This is a genomic window from Pandoraea pulmonicola, assembly GCF_000815105.2.
Classification (GTDB): Bacteria; Pseudomonadota; Gammaproteobacteria; order Burkholderiales; family Burkholderiaceae; genus Pandoraea; species Pandoraea pulmonicola.
On sequence record NZ_CP010310.2, the window covers coordinates 4,512,446 to 4,533,112 of the forward strand.

Genomic DNA, 20,667 nt, shown 5'->3' on the forward strand with positions numbered 1-20,667 from the left:
ACGAGTTCTTACTGGAGAATCCAAATGGCAACCCAAATGGCACGCGTCGTTCGTTTTCATCAACATGGTGACCCCGAGGTGCTTCGCATCGAAACGGTGGAGGTTGCGCCACCGGGGCCGGGGGAAGTGCAGATTCGCGTCAGAGCGCTGGGGCTCAATCGCGCGGAGGCGTTGTTGCGGGCGGGGAAGTACATCGAGCAACCGACTTTTCCGTCGGGGTTGGGACTGGAGGCCGCGGGCGTCGTCGAGGTGGTAGGCGAGGCGGTGACCGGCTTCGTACCGGGCGACGCCGTGAGTGTGATCCCCCCGCAATCGATGGTGCGCTGGCCCGCGTACGGCGAATTGGTCACGTTTCCCGAAGCGCTCGTGGTCAAGCACCCGTCGGCGCTCGGTTGGGAGGCCGCCGCCGCCGTCTGGATGCCGTACCTGACCGCCTATGGCGCGTTGATCGATATCGGCAAGCTGAGCCGGGGGGACTTCGTCGTGGTGACGGCAGCGTCGAGCAGCGTGGGACTCGCGGCGATACAGATCGCCAATCGGGTGGGCGCGATCCCCATTGCGGTCACGCGGACGTCGGCCAAGGCGCAGGCGTTGCGGGAGGCAGGCGCGGCGCATGTCGTGGCGACTGCCGAGTTCGACCTCGCCACGCGGCTGCAGGAGATCACCGGTCCGACCGGCGCGCGAGTGGTGCTGGACCCGATCGGCGGGCCGATCTTCGAGCCGCTTACGGTCGCGATGTCGCGCGGTGGCATCCTCATCGAATATGGCGGTCTGAGCCCGGCGCCGACGCCGTTCCCGTTGTTCGCCGTGCTGAGCAAAACGCTGACGCTGCGTGGCTATCTCGTTCACGAAATCACGGGCGATCCGCTCCGGCTGGCGGCGGCCAAGGCGTTCATCCTCGACGGGCTGGCATCGGGTGCGTTCTCGCCGGTAATCGCGAAGACGTTTGCGCTCGACGACATCGTCGACGCCCATCGTATCCTCGAATCGAACGACCAGTTCGGCAAGATCGTGGTGACGGTCTGAGGTGGTGTAGTGGCACACGCGAAACGACGGCGGTGGTTGAGCGCCGACCGGACAGCGAAAAAACTACACCGCATCAGCGCGTAATTGGGGGCCGTTCAGCACGGCGGCGGTCACTGGTAAAAATATGAGACATGATCTCCTGTTGTCGTAATGAAGAAGTAAAGGCCTGGCCCCCGATTTGCGAAATTTGCGAGAACTGGAGCAATCGCCGGAGATTGGTATGACGCGGTCGACGTGGATACGGGGGTGTCGCCACTCCACACCCCGGCAACGTACCCCAGATACCAGAGTTTTGATCCGTTATTGCCAGGAAACCTCAAGTGCAAGCAATACAACGTCTCGTTATAGAAGGCCAGCGCGGGCTCGGAAAAAATCGGGGCATTGGGAATCTGGGCGGGCGCAGACCAGTTCTTCCCATTGAGTGTCGTGTACCAGATCTGTCCATTTGGGATCAACTGCGAATCCACTGACTGATACGCAAGGTAGACGTTGCCATATGGATCCGCTGCCAGCCCAACGCCACCCGCCGTCGTCACCACATGAGTTGGGGCGGGCTGAGACCAGTTTGTGCCGTCGAACGTCTGGTACGAGACGTCTCCGCCTTCGTCGGTTAGATACGCCACGTACAGCGTCGTTGAATTGGCTGCGAGCGCAGGATTGGACGAGAATGAGGGACTATTGGGAATCACCTGGCCCGGCGCCCACCAGATGTTCCCGTCGAACGTCATGTACCACGCCTGCCCCCCGCAGTCGGCCGCGCAGAGCAGCAAGCCCTGCCAGACTACCAGCGCAGGATTGAATGCGTTGCTGGGAAAGGAAAGCTGGACGGGTTGCGACCAGTTGGTTCCGTCGAAATTGGTAGTCCAGATTTGGCCGGAGAACTGATCGCCCTTCGGCACATACGCCAAATAGATTTTCCCCTCGTAAAATGCGGCCGCAGGTGGATACCCTGTGGTGACATTAGGGACTTGGTCAAGCGTGTGCGGATGGATCGTTTCATTGTCACCGTCAACGCTCTTTTTCTTCTCGCTCATAAGTTGCCTCCAAAATTAGGCGACGTAATGGTTGCAAGCATTCTTTGACCGACTTTCCCCGTGGACTGTGCACACGCTCCAGAACCGCACCTTGATGCCAAGTTAGTTGCCAATGAACTTGAATAATATTCGTGATATTTCGGCATACGTACTAGCAGTATTAATAGCTGGTTATATATGGCTAAGCATCAGCAGAGCTCAACCAACGGCCTCTCGATGCACGCAGACCTTCACCTCGTCGCACAACCGCACCTGAACCACGCCATCGCGCCGCTGACGCGATATGCGGCGGCGCACGGTGCTATCCTGCTATCTGCACACCGGCCATGAGGGGCCGCACTTGCTCAAACGACCAGATCGCCCCGCCTTCTCGATATCCCGCTGCGCCATGCCTGGCGTGGAGGCCGTCGCTGCCGATTCCGCCCATACATTCCCTCGCCATACGCACGAGCAATTCGGTATCGGCATCGTCGACCGGGGTGCGCAAAAATCCTTCAGCGGACGCGGCATGGTGGAAGCCGCCGCGGGCGACGTCATTACCGTCAACCCGGCGGAAGTGCACGATGGCACCCCCATCGGCGACACAGGCCGCGCGTGGCGGATGCTGTATTTCGACCCTGGCGTGGTGACCGTTCTGGCCCACGATCTGCGTGCCGGGCGCAACGGCGGCGTCGAATTTGGCCGCCCCGTCATCCGCGACATCCGTCTGGCACGCCGGGTACGGCTTCTGCTTGCCGAGATGAAGGCCGGCGCAGCCCCAGTCGATGCACTGCGGCGCGAGCAGCTGCTGCTTGTCGTCCTGGCCGATGCGCTGGACGCCTTGCCGCGCCACGCCGACGATGTGCCCAATGCCATTCGCTTCGCGCGCACACGCATCGACGATGATCCGGCGGCAGCCGTCTCGTTGCTCGACCTGGCGCGCGAGACTGGCCTGAGCCGCTTCCAGGTGCTGCGCGGCTTTGCCCGCGCAACAGGCCTCACGCCCCATGCCTATCAGGTGCAGCGCCGTGTCGCCTTGGCGCGCGGACTCATCGTCCGCGGCCAGCCCCTGGCTGAAGTCGCGGCCACGTGCGGCTTCGCCGACCAGAGCCACATGACGCGCCAGTTCGTGCGCATCTATGGCGTGTCCCCGGGTATGGTGGCCGGAGCGCGGTAGACGGCCTCCTCCTCCCTCCTCTTCGCTGCAATTTCGTTCAAGACGCGCACGCCGCGGGTAGCCATCCTGCGGTTTTCTTTTTTGCGCGGGGTGAAGCGTGTCCAAGCGAGGCGGAGGCTATTGGTATCTGGCGTTGGCGATGGTGCTGGTGGGCAGCACGGTCGCGGCCAGCAAGATCATCGCGGCAGGCCTGCCCCCCTTCACGGCGACGGCGTTGCGCTTTGAGATGGCGCTGCCGCTGTTCCTCATCATCATGCGGGCGACCGGCACACGCTGGCCCGTGCTGGCACGGCGGGACTGGGTGCTGCTGTTCCTGCAGGCGGCCGCAGGAAGCGTGGGCTATACGACGTTGTTGATCTCGGGCTTGCGGCATACGTCTGCGGCGGATGCTGGCGTGATCATCGGTACGCTGCCGGTCATGTCCGCGCTCATCGCTATCGTGCTGCTGGGCGAGCGGCCGGGCCGCGCGGTCCTGGGCGCCATTGCATTGGCCACGGCGGGCGTGCTGGCCATCGCGCTCCCACCAGGCGGCGACGCTTCGCACCCGTTGCTGGGCAACCTGCTGGTGATGGGCGCGGTGGTATGCGAGGGACTGTTCATCCTGCTCAACAAACGGTTGCGCAATCCGGTGCCACCGCTGGCGCTGTCCGCGCTGATGAGTGCGTTTGGCTTGCTGACGGCACTGTTGCCCGCGCTGTGGGAAGCGCCCTGGCAATTGCACGCTTCCGCCCAGGTCACGCATGCCGTAATGGCTGTTGCGTACTACGCCGTGGTGCCGACCGTGGGCGGCTTTGTGCTGTGGTATGCCGGTGCGGCGCGCGTGAGCGGCGCGGAGGCATCGCTCTTTACCGCGCTGGCGCCGGTGGCAGCGCTTCTGTTTGCGGCCACGCTGCTTGAAGAGTCTGTCACCGTGCGTCAGGTGGGGGGCATTGTCTGCGTGCTGGCGGCGGTGGTCAGCCTTGGACTGATGACGCGCGCGCCAGCGTCTGCGTCGTCAGTGTCTTAGCAATGCTGGCCTGCCCAGAGGGATTCGAACCCCCGACCGTCGGCTTAGAAGGCCTCGCTTTTAGGCGGCGGCGGAGCTAAAGCCCCTTGCCTTCTATCCAACTGAGACGCGTGTGTGAGCGGATTATAGCGGCGGTGTGATGGGAGTGTGATGCCCACTCACCTCCATTAAAATGAAGAGCATCGGTCACAGGTCGTCCCAAGTCTTCCGCGTTCGCATGTAGGAATCTGCGTTATAGAACGGCCCAAAAAGCTCACTTAGGAACGGAATGTCTTGTTTACCAAGTCGGTGCGCCATGTGCTCAAGGCAAGAAAGTAGCTCTGTCCAATAGCGAATGATGTGCAGAACATATAGTTGGCGATATGGGGCAACGGCTTCGTAAATCCCGGTTCCTCGGCTCGCGCTTTCCACGTCGGTAATTTGCTGCCCGGTTTCTGAGGTATGGCGAACAAGTGCATGTGCCCCCATCAGCGCATCGACCAACGCCGCGTTCCGGTCAATCATTTGCTTCCGCCGCTCAGTGACACGCGTCTGGAAAATCGGGAGATCGACCTCCGTGGACCAAGACGCAATCGGGTCGGCAGACATTCTGCGACTACGGACCAACAAATTAACATTGGCATAACGATCACCCTCTGCGAAATTACTAAGGACCCGTGTCATCGCCACGTGAATTGGATCGGAAAGGTCCTGAAGAAAGGTCAGCGATATCCCGCGCCGGGAAATTAGTGACTGGGATCGTTCGTACAAGATCGATAGATTGTGTCCGATTTCGTTCTTGAGGTAATCGAAGTCGGGGAATTGACCACCAGTCTCGATGTAGTGATCAACCATTAGACAGAGCTTCCCAATACGTTCTAGCCCGGTTGAGAGACTTGTAAAAGCTAGGAAGTAAGCCCCTTTGGTCGCGTAGTTTGCACGGCGAATTTGCGTCGCGCCTGCTCCCAGCAGTTCCTTGGTGAATTGCGCCTCTTTGAGCAGTGCCTGAAAGGTCGAGTTAAATTGTTCCATATATAGCGCGTATATGCGTACGCCGAAACTGGCAGACACCAGTCGGTTAGGTTGGATGAAATATCGGCAGTAAGTGAGTTCCCGCGAGGAAATAATTTCTGACACAACCGCAATTTCACCTCAGATTTTCGTGAGGGGATTGCACCGCTTCTGCCCAGCCGGTTTTCTCTTGCTGGGGAGGCGCGACGACCAACGATATGGCCCTCTCGTGTCACAGGTCAAGGTATTTGGTGGTGTGCCGATAATCCATCTTTAGACACTAGTCAACGTTGGTCCCAACATGATCACAGAAGCGAGACTTGCTATCGTCCTCAGTGCCTTTGCTACCGCCTTCACGGGGGCACAATGGTATGAAAGCCACAGGACCAACAGCATCAACGATGAAAACCTCGCAGTTGAAATTCTGCCGGGCGACGACCCATCGGACAGGGTTGGCAATCCGATATGTTGGACGGATACGACCACTATTGATTTGGCGTGGCGAGTTTCGGTGTTTAACACATCTATCCAGCCGGTGACGATTCAATCCGCAAATTTTTTCGGCAGTTCCTCTGCGGGAATGTCATCTGAAGTCGGCTCATTTGGTCCTCATGGACCTACAAAGCGCGAGTTTCCACGCACCATCGCGGCGCGCAGTTTTGACGCATTTGTGGTTCATGTACCAGTACAAACGTCGCCACGGTTTGGCGCGTGGCTGCGGAGCACTGGTGCGTGCAATGGGAAGCCTCTAGACGTCCGTATGGCCGCTATGAAAGCTGGGTTTTCTGAGGCGGAGGCGAATGTCGGCGGTGCGTCCAATCCACGCGTTATCGCGTTGATTCAGACGGCGGGGGGGCGCGAAATTCATGCAACTGCTCGCTGGTACGGACGGTAAACGTTCGGTTCAATGGCCGGGTACGAAATAGCATAGGGAAATTTCGGGAAATGTATCGCTTGGGCGGCCCAACTCCGAATTCCGTTTTAGCACCCTCGAACAAACGGTGCGAGCTTTGGCGAGTAGAAATGGCGTGACCGCCAGCTAGCTAACAACTTACCCTCCGGAAATGTATAAGGTTCCCGTATAACTAGGAGCAACTGATTACCGAATCATCGGTCCCCGGGGGCGTGATCAACTCCATGAAGATGCCCTTGCTAGGAGCATGGGCAACTCGCACCGCACCGCTGTAGCCGCGTGCACACCGTGCCACCACAATTTCAGCGGTATCGCGATCCGGGCCTTCCGGGTTATACACTGAGTCCACATAGGTGAATAGTAATACGTCGGATTCCTCACCAAGCACGGCCCAATCCCCTAAATCACCCGCGACCGGGCGTTTGTTCGGCCTTGTCTCTACAGTAGGCATTACGTTCGCGGTCACCAAAATACGGCAATGTAGCTCTCTAGCTAAGCTTTTAAGCTCCCTCGCAACAACCGATACATCAGTGTTTTTTGATTCGCCCCCCAGATAATGTATGGAATCCAACAAAACCAAACCGAGCTTGCCCCGTTCGCGACATATGGATCGGCATTTTTCGCGGAACTCACTGAAGCCCAGCCTGACGGTGTCATCGAGCATCACGTCCAGTTTTTCCATCGATTGAACAGCATGCACTAGTCCGGGCCAATCAGCGTCCGTCATCATCGCACGCTCCATCGCCAACGGACGGATACGACCGGAAACACTCAACAGTTTGGTAGCAATACCCGTTGTCGAGGTCTTCGTGCTGAATATTAGGACGGGGAGATTTTCCGATGCGACCCCGAGCGCGATCTTCAACGCCAGTGTTGTGCGGCCCATCAGCGGCCGAGACGCGATGACAATTAAGTCCCCCTCATGCGTGCCGTCAGTCATTAAATCCAGATCCACCAAACCAGTGCTCACTCCGCCAATCACCGCGTCAGAGTGATATCGTGCGTCAAGGGCTTCGACTGCCTCTGTCATCGCATCGATCACAGAACGCATTTTTATGGGCTCGCCAGACGAGGCATCAAACCGCCCCTTCCGCTCGATGATTTCGCTTACAGTCTGCCTAACACCCTTTGCAACTTGCAGCCAAGCGGAGTCAACATTGTCCCACTCAGAAACGCTTTTCGCGTCCGTGGGCAAGCCCTGAAGGCTCATAAATGGCATGCCATGTAGGTCTGCCGGCCGTACGAAAACTGGTACGACGATGGCTGACTCGGCTTGATGCCGTTGCAGCGCTATCGCCAACTCTTTCTCCATGCAATAGTCGGAGTTTACAAAACTAGGGCTGACGAGAAGAAGAATGAGATCGGCGTCTTCAATGTTCTTATCGATGGTTTGCGACCAGTCTGTGCCCGGCGGAATCATTCGATCTGACCAAACAGACACGTCGCCCGAACGACGCAACGGCGCTAAGTGTTCATGCAGCGCGTCCTTGAACGACTCGTCCTTGTGGGAATAACTGATGAAAAGGTGTACAGATGGCCTTTTATGCGATTCCATGCCGGGTGCTCTCGGTGAGGTGAATCCGTAGTACGAGATACAGTTCGATTGGGAACTGATTGCGATCCATTCAACTTTCTATGACTGCGACGTTTGCCACAAACATGGCACCCTTCGCGCCGAGGCTGGGCGTGTGTTGGTGAACACAAGACCAATGCGCCAGCTTCAGTCTTTCAGGCTCAGTCACCACCGAATGCTGTCCCGTCAACGGCTGTATCGTGGACTGTCGATACCGGCGTTCTTCCTTATGACGTCGAATACTGTCTGGCAGATACCAGTAAAGTTCAGAAGGACTTGGTACATCCGATCATATAGCTCGAGTTTCAGATCATGGTCATCGAAGTTAGCCCCGGCAAACACAGTCGAGTCGGATAGACGATACATCGCTGCATCGGAGGCTCTGCCTATGTGACTGAACCTGTGATAGAGCTTTTCCGCTTCCCGCATGATCCCGACAGTATCCCTATTCATACCCCAGCGGCTGCATTTCTCGAATAGTTTCCCTACCGCGCTATTTGTGCTGTAGTCCTGATACTTCGAGTAGTCCCTAGCGACCTGTAGTTGTCGGTCGGAGCATAGCATCGCCATCGACAACGCTTCCAGCACCTGTCGGAATGTGTTGCCTGCGGGCGCTAAATGGCCTGAAGTGAGCAGCCGCGTCGACTGCGTGTGCATGAACAGGCATGCCCGCATAAAGTCGGCGGGTAGCTTAATGTGCATGTCTCCATTGTCGCCAATGGCTGTTGTGTGCTCGTGTAGCGTCTGGTGCGCAATGGACATAGCCACCGAGAATCTTTCTAGTTCCGGCCGGAAGTGCCTGATGAATGCCGCCCTTACCGCAGGATCGTCTTCCGTTATTTCCCGCCAAATCGCCTGTCTCGTTGCATCCCTATCCACGTCGTAGTCCCCGGTTTGTGTGAAAGCGCGGATCAAATTTTGCTGCGATATTTTGCTGGGATTGCGCCGCTCACCACGAGCCGGTTTCCCCCATGCCGGGGTGTCAGCGACACAGACAACCGCAACGCCCGCCGTCATTCGGCCTGCTTACCCTCCCCTGCGTCCCTCCGCTCAATCGCATCTCGCGCCCCCGACGGCAACGACGAGAATACGTCATCAACCATTTTCGGACTGGTGATGCGGTCCTCTACGATAAGGTTCACGAGAGCAAACAAGGTGTTGCACACAGCGCCTACGTCCGCCCGGTCCATTTTTCCCGGATGCACTGCGTTATTGCCGATGACGCGGACAGCATCAAGCGCCCTTTGCACGCCTATCGGCAGCCCGCCCGCCACCAAATCCCCGATTCGCTCATTTATGTTGTTGCCCTTTGCGTTGAGTCCAGCGCACAGTTTCTCGATACTAAGACGTAACAATGCTGAGGCTGCCCGTGGCGAAACAACTGCTATCTGGCGGGCTTCCTCGTAGTCTGCACGCACATCCTCGGGCATATCGTCGTGGGGCGGCGGCGCTGAGGTAGCAGCCGGGTAGACCATCATGCCGAAGGTTGCCTGCACTTTGGGAGACCACCAAACGCTCTCGCCGCCGCAGTGCACACAATGTGCGAGAGATGCCCGTGTCCCGTTAAATCCGTTGCCCACCGTGCACAAGATTGCCCATTTCATTTGTGCATAGGCTTCGCAGTGAGGGCAGTTAAATCGACGGCGGCTCGTGTTTCATACGCTTATTCTCGAATCTATGGTGCTGGCTAGCGTATCACCACCGCCACCTACAGAAAAGTCAGGTTAGGGTGCACCGAGAAGGTCATCCAGCTTGGGCAGACGGTACGACATTCCACTATTGACGCCCTTTTTCAACCACGCTCCGAAACGTGTCTAATTGCTCGGTCAACCATGCCGGCTAGATTAGGCCTATCGGGGTACGTCCGCTGCAAATCTGCGACTATGTAGTCTCTGAAATTCTCGTCACTCACAGCCTCCGTCCATTGTTCGCTCGTCATTCGATCTCGCTCTTCCCTCACCCTGCGTCGAGCTACTACTCCAACCGCGTCGGACGGGCTCCTGAGGCCTTCATGCATCCCGAGTCGGTCGACCTTCAGGTTCAGTCGCTGCATTTGACTCTGAACTTGTTCGAGCATCGACATCACGATTTGGTCCGACTTGGCCTCTTCTGTATCTAGGTTGGCGACCTTGAACGTCCCGAAATTTTTTAAGAAGGTACTGTGCGTCGGGTCATCAATTGATTTCTTGTAGGTTGACGTGACCTTCTCGGCAAGCTGTTGCTTAAATGATTGCATTGTTGTGTAACGCAAATCACGCGGATATGTCAGGTGCTCGATAACGCCAGTGTCGAACGAGTAAGACGTCTTGTCGTCCTTAATTATTACTGCTGGCCGATCAAACGCTAGGCGCATCCCGAGTTCGAACATTACGTTCGGATTCTTTCCGCTTACGTCGCAAACTACCACATCGCTCATGAAGATGTTTGAGACGATTCTCTTCTGGATCACCCCGACTTCGTCAGCGTCACTGACCATGCGCGCAGAGAAAGCTGGATTTGCGATTGTCTCTACGCTTTCCTTGATAATTGCTTGAACGTCCAGCCAATGAGAAGCCGAGCACCCATCAATTGGGGAAAGCGGCATGATTATTCCGCATGTCGGCAAAGGCGTGCTTTCGGAAATTTGTTCAGACATCTTATTCTCATCCCCCGAAGAATAAATATGGCAAGTATCGGAATGCAAGGTTGTGATATTTAGTTTTCTTTCCGATTGTATATCAAAGGAATGTCACTGATCGATGGGAGTTCTATCCAGTCGAATGGCGTGAAGTTGACATCAAACATGACCTGCCCGTGAACTTCTCCCATCACGCAAACAACCGTGATCTGGGTTTGGCGACCCGGAATGCCAAAGGCGGACAGCCGCCGTGGAGAACTCGCATTCGTAAGCAGCCTCCGGCGGTTTTCTTTTGGGTGCTCGCACGCCCGGATGCTTTATGCTGTCCGCACACACCTTGCTCCTCCTACGGGCGGGCCCCGGTGGGGAGGGGTTCGCCCCTGCCGGTCTCCTTTGGCACCGGTTCGCCAACCCTGCCGTGTGCCCGCCCACCCCGTTTGGCGACGGTATGGGTGGGTTTCTAAATGCCAGAGGAAACCGCACCGTGCATACCATCCATAGTTCCGCCAATAACGTCATCCACATCGAAAGCCGCTGCGTTAGCCGCACCCGCGCCGAGCGCATTGCCCACCGCATCCCGCATGTACTCAACATGCAGCAGCTTGCGGCACATGTGACCCTTTACCAGCAGGGCCGCAAGGCATTTACTCATTGGCTTGAGCTGCTTGCACCGGCACGTGCCCGCGCCGCATATATCCCTCGGGCAGATGATCCCAAGCGAATGCAGTACGTGCCGGGAACGTTCGACAGGAGGGTCGCCTATGAGATGCTGGCGCACAGGCAGACCACTGCGGCTTACACAACACATGCCATGTCTTCCGTTGGGGCTTCGATGACGCAGCAGCGGACGCGGGGATATCCACGTAGGCACGCCTAGCTCTGTTCAACGCCCGCTCGAACGCCTGTGAAGTCGAGTCCGGTGCGAGTCCGAACACAGAACCGGCCTCCTGCCGTCCGACCTGTTCCAAAAGGGCTACGGTCGCCGAGGAAAGCGGCACAGTGCGGGGCACGTCCGTCTTAGTACGCGGGATGTGGGCTGTACGACGCTGAAGGTCGACATGCTCCCAGCACAGACCGGCGATTTCCCCACGGCGCATCGCGGTCTCGACAGCGAAGCGAATAACGTAGCCGAGCACGGGAGAAAGTGAAGCCGCCTCAATTGCAACAATTTCCCCGTCTGCAACGCGCCGGGTGCGACCGGACGGCTTCTGAGGCTTCCTGACTGACGCGGTGGGTATACCTGCGGGAAGAGTAACGCCCCATTCCGAGACAGCGTGCCGCAAAGCCCGGCTCATTAGATTCAACTCGTGGATGACCGTCTGTGGCCCCACGGAACGCAGCCGAGCGTTGCGGTATTCGGCCAGTATTGCCGGGGTAAGAGTCGGAAGACTGTACTTACCCAACACTCGCTTGATGGTCTTAGCGCGCCCAAGGTCGCTCTTGCCGCTCCGTTTGCTCGGTGACACCTCATCGCAATACCGATCAAGCAGCGTCCCTAGAAGCTCGACGGGCACCGGAGGCCGGAGGAACTGCCCACGGTCAATCTGCGCCTCAAGGTCACGCCCCATTGAACGGCGTCTGCCCGAGAATGGAAGGATTGGGTACGGGGCGGGTGCCCCTTCTTGCGCACTTGGCATTGCCACTTCGCGCCAAGCTTCCGGATGGTCGCCATGTGTCCTCACTGTGATGAAAGTGTGATGAACACGCGACTCGATGGAACCGGGCGACCGTAGGCCCTTATAAAAACTGGCCTGCCCAGAGGGATTCGAACCCCCGACCGTCGGCTTAGAAGGCCGATGCTCTATCCAACTGAGCTATGGGCAGTGCGTGATGACAGCGACCAGATGTCGCCGCCGGAGAGGCCTCGGGGCGATGTCTTCGATACTTCGCATCGCAGGCGATTTCGCGCGTGAATGCGTGCTGTGCCCGAGGAATCACGGATTATAGCGCACGCGCATGCCAATTTCATTGGCGCCGCATCTGGGAGTTGTCCTCTTTACGTGACTCTGCGTTCGCATCTAGACTGCAGACGTGGAGGGCCGCGCTCATGAACGAGATCGAACGCGAACAACGCTATGGTGCGCACAACTACGCGCCGCTGCCCGTCGTGCTATCGCACGGCAAGGGCGTCTGGGTCTGGGACGTCGACGGCACCCGCTACCTCGACATGATGAGCGCCTACTCCGCCGTCAGCCATGGTCACGCGCATCCTCGTCTCGTCGCCGCACTCGCCGCGCAAGCGCAACGCCTCGCCGTCGTCTCCCGCGCCTTCTACTCCGACCGGCTCGGCGCCTTTCTCGAACGCCTCTGCGACCTCACCACGCTCGGCGGCGCCCTACCGATGAACACCGGCGCCGAAGCGGTCGAGACCGCCATCAAGGCAGCCCGCCGATGGGGCTACAGCGTCAAGCACATTCCCGCCGGGAAAGCGGAGATCATCGTCGCCGACGGCAATTTCCATGGACGCACCACCACCATCGTCGGCTTCTCTTCCGAAGCCGCCTATCGCGCCGACTTCGGTCCGTTCGCTCCCGGCTTCGTGCGCGTCCCGTTCGGCGACATCGACGCCGTTCGCGCCGCCATCACGCCCAACACCTGCGCCGTGCTGTTCGAAACCATCCAGGGCGAAGGCGGCATCATCCTGCCGCCCAACGGCTTCCTGCGCGATCTGCGGCAACTGTGCACCGAGCAGAACGTCCTCCTGCTGCTCGACGAGATCCAGTCCGGACTCGGCCGCACCGGCAAATGGTTCGCCTACCAGCACGAGGACATCGTGCCCGACGGCGTCATGCTCGGCAAAGCCCTCGGCGGCGGCCTTCTGCCCGTGTCCGCCTTCGTCGCGCGACGCGAGGTGATCGACCTGTTCGAGCCCGGCAGCCACGGTTCGACGTTCGGCGGCAACGCGCTCGCCGCCGCCGTCGCGCTCGAAGCGCTCGACGTCATGGCCGACGAGGACTTGCCGGGAAGAAGTGCCGAGATGGGGGAATACCTGCTGTCGCGACTCCACGCGATCCACTCGCCCGTCATTCGCGAAGTGCGCGGACGCGGCCTGTGGGCCGGCATCGAAATCGACCCCACCTTCGCCAGTGCCCACGACCTGTCGTTGCAGTTGCTGCGGCGTCACATTCTCACCAAGGAAACGCGCACCACCGTGCTGCGACTCGCCCCACCGCTCGTGATCGCCCGCAGCGAAATCGATCTTTGCATCGCCGCGCTCAAAGCAGTGTTGGCAGAAGCGGAAGATCAGGCTTGAGTCACCGTGACGACACGCGCATCGTGATCCGGATCAGTGAATCGGTGAAGCCGGATCACGCATCGTGGCATGCAGGGTCATGTGAGCGCGCCACGCCCGATCAATGCGCCGATGACTTCGACCAGAGATTCATCACGAGCACACCCGCGATGATGAGCGCCATGCCAACCATGGCGGGCGCGTCGAGCTTCTGGCCGAACAGCACGCGCGACGCGATCGAGATCAGCACGATGCCCAGCCCCGACCACATCGCATACGCAATGCCCACGGGAATCGTGCGCAGCGTGAGCGACAACATGTAGAACGCCAATCCATAACCGGCCACGACGAGCGCCACCGGCCCCACGCGCGTGAATCCCTCCGACGCCTTGAGCGCCGACGTGGCGATCACCTCCGCCACAATCGCCACCAGCAAATACACGTACGCCATTACCACTCCTTTTGCCTGTGGACTCACGGGCGCCCATCATAACCGACGGCCCGCCCATCGCCTCGTCCGCCGTACCGATGCGCCAGTGCATCGATACACCGCTCCACATCCGGGCGACACCCTGCAAAAACCGCTTGCGCATTTGCGCCCCGCCGCGCTAAAGTCGCCGTCACGGTGTGGCCGGCACACCGGCGTCGCTCGGACGGTTCCGGGCGCTTACGTTCCAGGATCATCATGTCAGGCTCCCAGAGCTCGCGCAGCTTTGCGCGCATCAATCGTCTTCCCCCGTACGTTTTCAATATCACCGCCGAACTGAAGATGGCGGCGCGCCGTCGCGGCGAAGACATCATCGACCTCTCGATGGGCAACCCCGACGGGGCGACGCCTCCGCACATCGTCAACAAGCTCATCGAGGTCGCGCAACGCCCCGACACCCACGGCTATTCGACCTCGCGCGGCATCCCGCGTCTGCGTCGCGCGATCACCCGCTGGTACAAGGATCGCTACGACGTGGAGCTCGATCCCGAACGCGAAGCCATCGTCACCATCGGTTCGAAGGAAGGCCTGGCTCACCTGATGCTCGCCACGCTGGATCAAGGCGACACGGTGCTCGTGCCGAATCCGTCGTACCCGATCCATATCTACGGCGCCGTGATCGCCGGCGCCAACATCCGCTCCGTGCCGATGACGCCCGGCATCGACTTCTTCTCCGAGCTCGAGCGCGGCATTCGCGAAAGCCATCCGAAGCCCAAGATGGTGATCCTCGGCTTCCCGTCGAACCCCACGGCGCAATGCGTCGAGCTGGAGTTCTTCGAGCGCGTGGTCGACCTCGCGCGCAAGCACGACATCCTCGTGGTGCACGATCTGGCCTACGCCGACATCGTCTACGACGGCTACAAGGCGCCGTCGATCATGCAAGTGCCCGGCGCGCAGGACGTCGCCGTGGAGTTCTTCACGCTGTCGAAGAGCTACAACATGGCGGGCTGGCGCATCGGCTTCATGGTCGGCAACCCGGAGCTGGTCGCCGCCCTCGCGCGCATCAAGAGCTATCACGATTACGGCACATTCACGCCCGTCCAGGTCGCCGCCATCGCCGCGCTCGAGGGCGACCAACAGTGCGTGGAAGAGATTCGCGCGCAATACCAGCGCCGCCGCGACGTGCTCTACAAGGGACTGACGGAAGCGGGCTGGGCCGTGGATCTGCCACGCGCGTCGATGTATATCTGGGCGCGCGTTCCGGAGCCGTATCGCTCACTCGGCTCGCTCGAATTCGCGAAGAAGCTGCTTGCCCAGGCGAAAGTCTCGGTCTCGCCCGGCATCGGTTTCGGAGAGTACGGCGACGAGTACGTGCGCTTCGCGCTGATCGAAAACGAATCGCGCATTCGTCAGGCCGTGCGCGGCATCAAACATATGTTCCGCGAGGATGGGCTCGTGCAGCCGGCCATCGCATAAGTTGCAGACGCATCGGAAAGACATCGGGGCGCACTCGTCGGAGGCGCCCCGATGTCTTTTCGGCGCTTGCCGGATTGTCGGCGGACACGGCCAATCCCGCTCGGCACAACCTCCGACATACGACAAAACGCCACCGTGAACACGTTCGGATCCGTTTTGGATCAATAACGGTGACATACGAGCCAAAGGGTCGTCGATACGACGACCCTTTGGCTCACGGTGCCTTATTCTGTCCGGATCACGGCTTCATTTCGAATGTGCAGCTTTGAGGAGAGCCTTTCGTTTCGCAATCCCATGTTGTGCGGTTCACAACTTTCCAATTGTCCCCCGTCACGTGCCCCGCATTTCGCTGGACCATGCTGACGCCACCGCCAGAACCACCTTCGTACTGGCAGATGACCTTTGCATCTTTCCCGCTGCCCATGAAACGTGCTGCGGTAAAAACCAGACTCTTGAGCAGAGCGTCAGTGGCCCCGTAATCCATATTCGCCGAACCTTTCCAACTGCTGCCATTTGCATTCGCAGAATATTTAATGATATTGCCTTCAATCTTCTGGCTGATATCGCCAACCGCCGGACACGCATTGCCGGCCGCGAATGCCACCGAGCAGCTTGCAGAGCACAATGTTGCAATGAAGATCGACTTCATGACGCGCATGGAACTCTCCTGAAGGAAACCGCATTGAAGATGGCCGCTCATATTGCACACGGCGAGCGACTCTCCCTCCCCCCGACGAGAAAACCCGGATTCGAGGGAATTTTCATTTTCCGCGGAACAATTCCCAAGCAATGTCCGATGCACATAATTTGGGCGAATTCCTATTTTTCGACGGAATAGGCCCATGCAAGGAAAAAGGGAGGCCGAAGCCTCCCTCATTCCCAAAAAACGCTGTCAACGGGACGTCTCACTCGCGCTCAGGATCAAGCCGGCAACCACTCCTGCAACGTCACCTCGATGGTAATGAACGCGAGATTGCCACCGCGCACGAAGCGCCCGGCGAACATGCGCCCGTCGGTGTCGGCGACCATGCCATGCAACATCGGCAGTGTGCGCGAAGCGTCGGCGTGTGTGTCGACCTCGCCGAACACGTTGAGGATTTCCACGCCGGGGCCGGTGACGATCTGCTCGCGCCAGCCGTCACCCGCGCGAAACGCGAGCCGCGCGTCGATCAGGCTGCCGACCGCGCCACGCACGATGGCCCGCGCAATGCCATGCTCGGTGCACAACGCTTCGATGCTCTCGGTCAGATCCTGATTCGGCTTGAGGCGGGCCACCACCAATCGGCCCAGCGTGCCATTTTCGATGGCGACGGGAATGTCGGCTACGTCGGATGCTGCGCTCATGACAGATCTCCGGCAACGGGATGGAGCAGATGGAAACGTGTCTCCTCGTCCTCTCCGGTCACATAACCGCCGTGCTCGAACAGGCACAGACGGATGACCACGGGCTCGTCGCCGGCCCATGTGTGATCGAGGATGAGGTGACCGCCGTGCAATTCGCCGCTCGGGTCGGAAAACCCTGCATGGCAATGCATCAACGTGGCACCGTCGGCCGTTCGGCCCACGGTGATCGCGCCACCGATCAGATCCACTTCCCGGGTTTCGTCGACCGGCGCCCCATAGCCGAAAGGGCGCTCCTTGTCCGCGGTGTTCTCGATCATGTGATACCGCAGACCTCGCGCGGTGCCCGCGCAAAAACGGCCGACGCCGCCGCCGTACGCATAGCGGGATAACGCCGCGCGTAACGACTCGCCGAGATTCGCACCAGACCGGATCGTCACGCGCAGTTCGTGCTGCCCGCTCAGCACGCAGTCTTCCACACGGGGTAACGTGGGGACGCCTGCATGCCGATAGATCCGTGAAAGCGCAGGTTTCATAGTCGATAGTCTCCTTGCTCTTCGAGCATCGTCTTGATTTGCTTTTTCACGATCTTGCCGTAGCCCGACTTGGGCATGGCATTCCAGAACACGAAGCGACGCGGCCACTTGTAGCGGGCAATACGCGCTTCGAGATGTCCGAGCAGTTCATCGGCCTGAGCGGCCATGCCTTCCCGGGCGACCACTACCGCGAGCCCGCTCTCGCCCCACTTGGGGTCAGGCACGCCAAGCACCGCGCACTCGGAAACCGCCGGGTGCGTGAGCAACGCTTCCTCGATCTCGCGCGGATAGACGTTCGAGCCACCCGAGATGTACATGTCCGACGCCCGCCCCGTGATGTACAGGAAGCCCTGTTCGTCCACGTGCCCCAGGTCGCCGGTATGGAACCAGTCGTCCTTGAACGCCTTGGCGTTCGCCTCCGGATTGTTGTGATACCCCATGAACACCGCCGGGCCGCGCACGCAAATCTCGCCCGAGGCGAACGGCGGTTGACGCTGCCCCGTCTCGTCGAGGATCGCCACCTCCATGCCGGTGCGCGGCATGCCGCAGGTGCCCACGCGTGCATCGGGGGCGTCGTCGTCATCGCTGTGCAGCCAGGGCGGCAGCACCGTGATGTTGCCCGTGACCTCGCCGAGCCCGTAGTACTGCACGAGCACCCGGCCCAGCTTCTGGAGCGCGTACTTCTGATCGGCACGATACATCGGCGCGCCCGCGTAGATCACGAAGCGCAGCGAACTGTGGTCGTAGCGATCCACGGCCGGATCCTCGACCAGCATCTTGACGATGGTCGGCACCGTGAACATGTTGTCCACGCGGTGACGTTCGATGGCCTGCCAGACCTGCTCGGCATCCATCTTTTCTCCCGGCAGCAGCACGCTCGCCGCACCGCGCGCCGTGTTCACGATGGCGTGAATACCCGCACCGTGCGACAGCGGTGCGACGACCATCGAGCGGCTGCGATAGGTGATGCCCGGCATCAGATCGGCCAGGTGATTGGTCACGACGAAGGCCATCTGTCCGTGCGAGAGCACGCCGGCCTTGGGATGTCCCGTCGTACCCGACGTATAGAAGAACCACAGCGGGTCTTCGTACTCGACTTCCGCTTCGTAGCCCGGCGCGCCCCGATGCTCGGCGACCAGCGTCTCGTAGTGCAGCTCGCCTGCACGCGGCGTCCCCAGCGCAATCACGTGACGCAGCGCCGGCGAGGCGGCGCGCACGGCGTCCACATGGCCCTCGAAGCCGGCATCGTAGATCATTGCGCACGCCCCGCTCGACTGACCGAGATAAGCCGCCTCGGGCGCCGTAATGCGGAAGTTCGTCGGCACCCAGACCATCCCCAGCCGGAACGCAATCCATGCGCTCTCGAAGATCTGCAGATTGTTGCGCGAGTGCACCAGCAGTTTGTCACCCTTGCCCACGCCCAGTTGGCGCAGCGCGTCGACGACGGCGTTCACGCGCGCATCGATCTCGCCCCACGTATGCACCTTGTCGCCGATGATCACACCGGGCTCGTCGGGGTGCCGTCTTGCAACGTCGGCCAGCAGACGGCCGAGATTCATGACCTTCTTGAGCATTTCGCTCGTCTCCCAATTCTTATTGCTCAGTCTTGCTTCCTGCCCCGCACCCGGCACGCATACCGGGCGCAGGACATGGTCGAACACGGCCGGGGGTGCGCCCGGCAGCACGCATCAACGCGCCTCGAGAATGCTCACGTAGTTCGCCACCGCGGCGCCGCCCATGTTGAACACGCCCGCGAGACGGGCCTCGGGAATCTGCATCTCGCCGGCCGTGCCGGTCAGTTGCATCGCGGCCATCACGTGCATGGACACGCCCGTGGCGCCGACCGGGTGACCCTTCGCCTTCAGGCCGCCCGAGGGGTTGACCGGCAGCAGGCCGTTTTTCTCGGTGATACCTTCGGCGATCACATTCGCGCCCTGTCCGGGCTTGGCGAGCCCCATCGCTTCGTATTCGATGAGTTCGGCGATGGTGAAGCAGTCGTGCGTCTCGACGAGCGAGAGGTCCTTCAACGAGACGCCCGCCACGCCCAGCGCCTGACGCCAGGCATGCTGTCCCCCTTCGAACGCGAGCGGATCGCGACGCGAGAGCGGCAGATAGTCGTTGACCTGCACCGCGGCACGGAAGCCGACAGCCTTGGGCATCGAGCGCGCCACGTCGGCCTTCGAGATCACGAGCGCGGCGGCGCCGTCGGAGACCATGGAGCAGTCGGTGCGCTTGAGCGGCCCGGCGACGAACGGGTTTTTCTCGGACACGGTGCGGCAGAAGTCGTAGCCGAAGTCGCGCCGCATGTGCGCGTACGGATTGACCGAGCCGTTGCGATGGTTCTTCGCTGCGATGCGTGCGAGGGCGTCGGACTGGTCGCCGTAGCGATCGAAGTACGCTTGCGCGATGGTGCCGAACACGCCGGCAAAGCCGCCCGGAATGCCGGCCTCCTCGCGCGCATAGGAACACTTGAGCAACACCTCGCCGACCTGCGGCGTGGCGAGCTCGGTCATCTTCTCGAAGCCGATCACGAGCACGTGCGTGGCCTTGCCCGCTTCGATGGACTGCAGGCCGCCATGGACCGCGGCCGACCCCGTCGCACACGCATTCTCGTAGCGCGTGGCGGGTTTGAAACGCAGCCCGGGAATACGGTTGAAGACGAGCGACGACGGGAAATCCTGATACAGGAAACCGCCATTGAAAGTGCCGACGTGAATGGAATCGATCTGCTCGGGCGCGAGGCCCGCGTCGTCGAGGGCGGCCTGTGCGACATCGGCCAGCAGAACCTCGGCATCGACGTTATCGAGTTTGCCGAACTGGGAGTGGGCCCAGCCGGTAATGCATGCAGCAACCATGAAGTGTCTCCGGGAAATGGGGTCATCCAGACTCCGGTGAGCAATTTCGATGCCAGACATGCGTGCGGCACGACAACGACGCGCTGTGACGGGCATCGACTGCGAATTGCGCCGCCGTGGCGACATCGCGCGCTTGTGGCGCGCCTGCAATTGACGTAAGCGTAAGGCCGGTTTCCCCGGGCCATCAAGTGAATTCGGATGCGCACGAGGTGAATTAAATTTGCCGCATTGCAACACGGCTGCCCCAGCCGCCCACTTGCGACACCTGTCGCAGGGGTGTCGTGCCGCGGCAGTGACACCTGTCGCACCCCGCGGCGCGAATGCGACAGGTGTCGCACGGCCGTCCGATGTGGCCTTGGCGCGCTGCACGGCGGCGGCAGACGCCAATGCCGACGCGGCCGCTCGCGCCCGCCTGTCATCGGGCCGCTGTGGCGAGTGAATCCTGGCCCCGGGTTTTCACGTATGCTCGACAACGTAAGGGTTTT

The 20,667-nt window shown here is 60.2% G+C and carries 19 protein-coding genes, 1 tRNA gene and 1 pseudogene; 7 read left to right on the top strand and 14 right to left on the bottom strand.

Annotation, left to right across the window (positions count from 1 at the left end):
• The first annotated feature begins 36 nt into the window (after nt 1-36).
• Complete coding sequence (locus tag RO07_RS19250; RefSeq protein WP_039404924.1) at nt 37-1,026, top strand: zinc-dependent alcohol dehydrogenase family protein; 990 nt, start codon at nt 37-39, stop codon at nt 1,024-1,026.
• 110 nt (nt 1,027-1,136) lie between these two features.
• Here RO07_RS19250 and RO07_RS19255 read toward each other — a convergent pair whose 3' ends face one another.
• Nucleotides 1,137-2,060, bottom strand: a complete 924-nt coding sequence (locus tag RO07_RS19255; RefSeq protein WP_039404925.1) for a sialidase family protein — start codon at nt 2,058-2,060, stop codon at nt 1,137-1,139.
• Nucleotides 2,061-2,448: 388 nt separating this feature from the next.
• Between RO07_RS19255 and RO07_RS19260 the strand changes: the two genes are divergently transcribed.
• Nucleotides 2,449-3,216, top strand: coding sequence for a helix-turn-helix domain-containing protein (locus RO07_RS19260; protein ID WP_039404926.1), 768 nt, complete (start codon nt 2,449-2,451; stop codon nt 3,214-3,216).
• A gap of 139 nt (nt 3,217-3,355) precedes the next feature.
• Nucleotides 3,356-4,222, top strand: coding sequence for a DMT family transporter (locus RO07_RS19265; RefSeq protein ID WP_418303726.1), 867 nt, complete (start codon nt 3,356-3,358; stop codon nt 4,220-4,222).
• Between the two features lie 186 nt (nt 4,223-4,408).
• On the opposite strand, the gene RO07_RS19270 is transcribed toward RO07_RS19265, so the two are convergent.
• Nucleotides 4,409-5,233, bottom strand: coding sequence for a hypothetical protein (locus RO07_RS19270; protein ID WP_039404928.1), 825 nt, complete (start codon nt 5,231-5,233; stop codon nt 4,409-4,411).
• A 280-nt stretch (nt 5,234-5,513) separates the two neighbouring features.
• On the opposite strand from RO07_RS19270, the gene RO07_RS26150 reads away from it, so the two are divergent.
• Nucleotides 5,514-6,107 (top strand): hypothetical protein, encoded by a 594-nt coding sequence (locus tag RO07_RS26150; RefSeq protein ID WP_147284609.1) that lies wholly within the window; start codon nt 5,514-5,516, stop codon nt 6,105-6,107.
• A 190-nt stretch (nt 6,108-6,297) separates the two neighbouring features.
• Here RO07_RS26150 and RO07_RS19275 read toward each other — a convergent pair whose 3' ends face one another.
• From RO07_RS19275 to RO07_RS19290, 4 genes are all read right to left on the bottom strand, one after another.
• Nucleotides 6,298-7,680, bottom strand: a complete 1,383-nt coding sequence (locus RO07_RS19275; RefSeq protein ID WP_072637099.1) for a DnaB-like helicase C-terminal domain-containing protein — start codon at nt 7,678-7,680, stop codon at nt 6,298-6,300.
• A gap of 204 nt (nt 7,681-7,884) precedes the next feature.
• Nucleotides 7,885-8,715, bottom strand: a complete 831-nt coding sequence (locus tag RO07_RS19280) for a hypothetical protein (RefSeq protein WP_115089063.1) — start codon at nt 8,713-8,715, stop codon at nt 7,885-7,887.
• Nucleotides 8,712-9,176, bottom strand: a complete 465-nt coding sequence (locus tag RO07_RS19285; protein WP_160118099.1) for a DUF4145 domain-containing protein — start codon at nt 9,174-9,176, stop codon at nt 8,712-8,714. Before RO07_RS19285 ends, RO07_RS19280 begins: the two co-directional genes overlap by 4 nt.
• Nucleotides 9,177-9,490: 314 nt before the next feature.
• Complete coding sequence (locus RO07_RS19290) at nt 9,491-10,333, bottom strand: RNA helicase (protein ID WP_147284608.1); 843 nt, start codon at nt 10,331-10,333, stop codon at nt 9,491-9,493.
• Nucleotides 10,334-10,799: 466 nt separating this feature from the next.
• Between RO07_RS19290 and RO07_RS26630 the strand changes: the two genes are divergently transcribed.
• Entirely contained in the window at nt 10,800-11,192 is a 393-nt protein-coding gene (locus RO07_RS26630; RefSeq protein WP_237171300.1) for a hypothetical protein, read from the top strand.
• Nucleotides 11,193-11,322: 130 nt separating this feature from the next.
• Here the strand turns inward: RO07_RS26630 and RO07_RS26950 are convergent.
• Nucleotides 11,323-11,952: pseudogene (locus RO07_RS26950) on the bottom strand (tyrosine-type recombinase/integrase); the annotation flags it as partial.
• Between the two features lie 110 nt (nt 11,953-12,062).
• Nucleotides 12,063-12,139: transfer RNA gene (locus tag RO07_RS19300), tRNA-Arg, on the bottom strand.
• Between the two features lie 223 nt (nt 12,140-12,362).
• Here RO07_RS19300 and rocD point away from each other — a divergent pair.
• Nucleotides 12,363-13,568: an ornithine--oxo-acid transaminase gene (gene rocD / locus RO07_RS19305; protein ID WP_039404931.1), complete on the top strand. Its 1,206-nt coding sequence runs from the start codon at nt 12,363-12,365 to the stop codon at nt 13,566-13,568.
• A 100-nt stretch (nt 13,569-13,668) separates the two neighbouring features.
• Here the strand turns inward: rocD and RO07_RS19310 are convergent, their stop codons facing one another.
• Nucleotides 13,669-13,998 (bottom strand): DMT family transporter, encoded by a 330-nt coding sequence (locus RO07_RS19310; RefSeq protein WP_039404932.1) that lies wholly within the window; start codon nt 13,996-13,998, stop codon nt 13,669-13,671.
• 234 nt (nt 13,999-14,232) lie between these two features.
• Here RO07_RS19310 and alaC point away from each other — a divergent pair, with 234 nt between their 5' ends.
• Nucleotides 14,233-15,450 carry an alanine transaminase gene (alaC, locus tag RO07_RS19315; protein ID WP_039404934.1) on the top strand — a complete coding sequence of 406 codons (1,218 nt, stop codon included), beginning with the start codon at nt 14,233-14,235 and terminating at the stop codon, nt 15,448-15,450.
• Between the two features lie 238 nt (nt 15,451-15,688).
• On the opposite strand, the gene RO07_RS19320 is transcribed toward alaC, so the two are convergent.
• The 5 genes from RO07_RS19320 to RO07_RS19340 all read right to left on the bottom strand — a co-directional run bounded on the left by RO07_RS19320 (nt 15,689) and on the right by RO07_RS19340 (nt 20,182).
• The gene (locus RO07_RS19320; RefSeq protein ID WP_039404936.1) at nt 15,689-16,108 is read right to left on the bottom strand and encodes a DUF3757 domain-containing protein; all 420 of its coding nucleotides are present in this window, start codon (nt 16,106-16,108) and stop codon (nt 15,689-15,691) included.
• A 263-nt stretch (nt 16,109-16,371) separates the two neighbouring features.
• Nucleotides 16,372-16,794, bottom strand: coding sequence for a PPC domain-containing DNA-binding protein (locus RO07_RS19325; RefSeq protein ID WP_039404938.1), 423 nt, complete (start codon nt 16,792-16,794; stop codon nt 16,372-16,374).
• Nucleotides 16,791-17,327: a PPC domain-containing DNA-binding protein gene (locus tag RO07_RS19330; protein ID WP_039404940.1), complete on the bottom strand. Its 537-nt coding sequence runs from the start codon at nt 17,325-17,327 to the stop codon at nt 16,791-16,793. The genes RO07_RS19325 and RO07_RS19330 overlap by 4 nt, the downstream gene beginning before the upstream one ends.
• Nucleotides 17,324-18,901: an acyl-CoA synthetase gene (locus tag RO07_RS19335; RefSeq protein ID WP_039404941.1), complete on the bottom strand. Its 1,578-nt coding sequence runs from the start codon at nt 18,899-18,901 to the stop codon at nt 17,324-17,326. Before RO07_RS19335 ends, RO07_RS19330 begins: the two co-directional genes overlap by 4 nt.
• Before the next feature lie 114 nt (nt 18,902-19,015).
• On the bottom strand, nt 19,016-20,182 hold the full coding sequence (locus tag RO07_RS19340; RefSeq protein ID WP_039404943.1) for an acetyl-CoA acetyltransferase: 1,167 nt from the start codon (nt 20,180-20,182) through the stop codon (nt 19,016-19,018).
• Between the last annotated feature and the right edge of the window lie 485 nt (nt 20,183-20,667).

Bases quoted from the DNA above. Each gene is read 5' to 3' on its own strand.
- RO07_RS19325 (WP_039404938.1), bottom strand. From the start codon at position 16,794: ATGAGCGCAGCATCCGACGTAGCCGACATTCCCGTCGCCATCGAAAAT.
- RO07_RS19335 (WP_039404941.1), bottom strand. From the start codon at position 18,901: ATGCTCAAGAAGGTCATGAATCTCGGCCGTCTGCTGGCCGACGTTGCA.
- RO07_RS19265 (WP_418303726.1), top strand. From the start codon at position 3,356: ATGGTGCTGGTGGGCAGCACGGTCGCGGCCAGCAAGATCATCGCGGCA.
- RO07_RS19330 (WP_039404940.1), bottom strand. From the start codon at position 17,327: ATGAAACCTGCGCTTTCACGGATCTATCGGCATGCAGGCGTCCCCACG.
- RO07_RS19260 (WP_039404926.1), top strand. From the start codon at position 2,449: ATGCCTGGCGTGGAGGCCGTCGCTGCCGATTCCGCCCATACATTCCCT.
- RO07_RS19255 (WP_039404925.1), bottom strand. From the start codon at position 2,060: ATGAGCGAGAAGAAAAAGAGCGTTGACGGTGACAATGAAACGATCCAT.
- RO07_RS26150 (WP_147284609.1), top strand. From the start codon at position 5,514: ATGATCACAGAAGCGAGACTTGCTATCGTCCTCAGTGCCTTTGCTACC.
- RO07_RS19340 (WP_039404943.1), bottom strand. From the start codon at position 20,182: ATGGTTGCTGCATGCATTACCGGCTGGGCCCACTCCCAGTTCGGCAAA.
- RO07_RS19250 (WP_039404924.1), top strand. From the start codon at position 37: ATGGCACGCGTCGTTCGTTTTCATCAACATGGTGACCCCGAGGTGCTT.
- rocD (WP_039404931.1), top strand. From the start codon at position 12,363: ATGAACGAGATCGAACGCGAACAACGCTATGGTGCGCACAACTACGCG.
- RO07_RS19275 (WP_072637099.1), bottom strand. From the start codon at position 7,680: ATGGAATCGCATAAAAGGCCATCTGTACACCTTTTCATCAGTTATTCC.
- alaC (WP_039404934.1), top strand. From the start codon at position 14,233: ATGTCAGGCTCCCAGAGCTCGCGCAGCTTTGCGCGCATCAATCGTCTT.
- RO07_RS19285 (WP_160118099.1), bottom strand. From the start codon at position 9,176: ATGATGGTCTACCCGGCTGCTACCTCAGCGCCGCCGCCCCACGACGAT.
- RO07_RS19280 (WP_115089063.1), bottom strand. From the start codon at position 8,715: ATGACGGCGGGCGTTGCGGTTGTCTGTGTCGCTGACACCCCGGCATGG.
- RO07_RS19270 (WP_039404928.1), bottom strand. From the start codon at position 5,233: ATGGAACAATTTAACTCGACCTTTCAGGCACTGCTCAAAGAGGCGCAA.
- RO07_RS19310 (WP_039404932.1), bottom strand. From the start codon at position 13,998: ATGGCGTACGTGTATTTGCTGGTGGCGATTGTGGCGGAGGTGATCGCC.
- RO07_RS19320 (WP_039404936.1), bottom strand. From the start codon at position 16,108: ATGCGCGTCATGAAGTCGATCTTCATTGCAACATTGTGCTCTGCAAGC.
- RO07_RS19290 (WP_147284608.1), bottom strand. From the start codon at position 10,333: ATGTCTGAACAAATTTCCGAAAGCACGCCTTTGCCGACATGCGGAATA.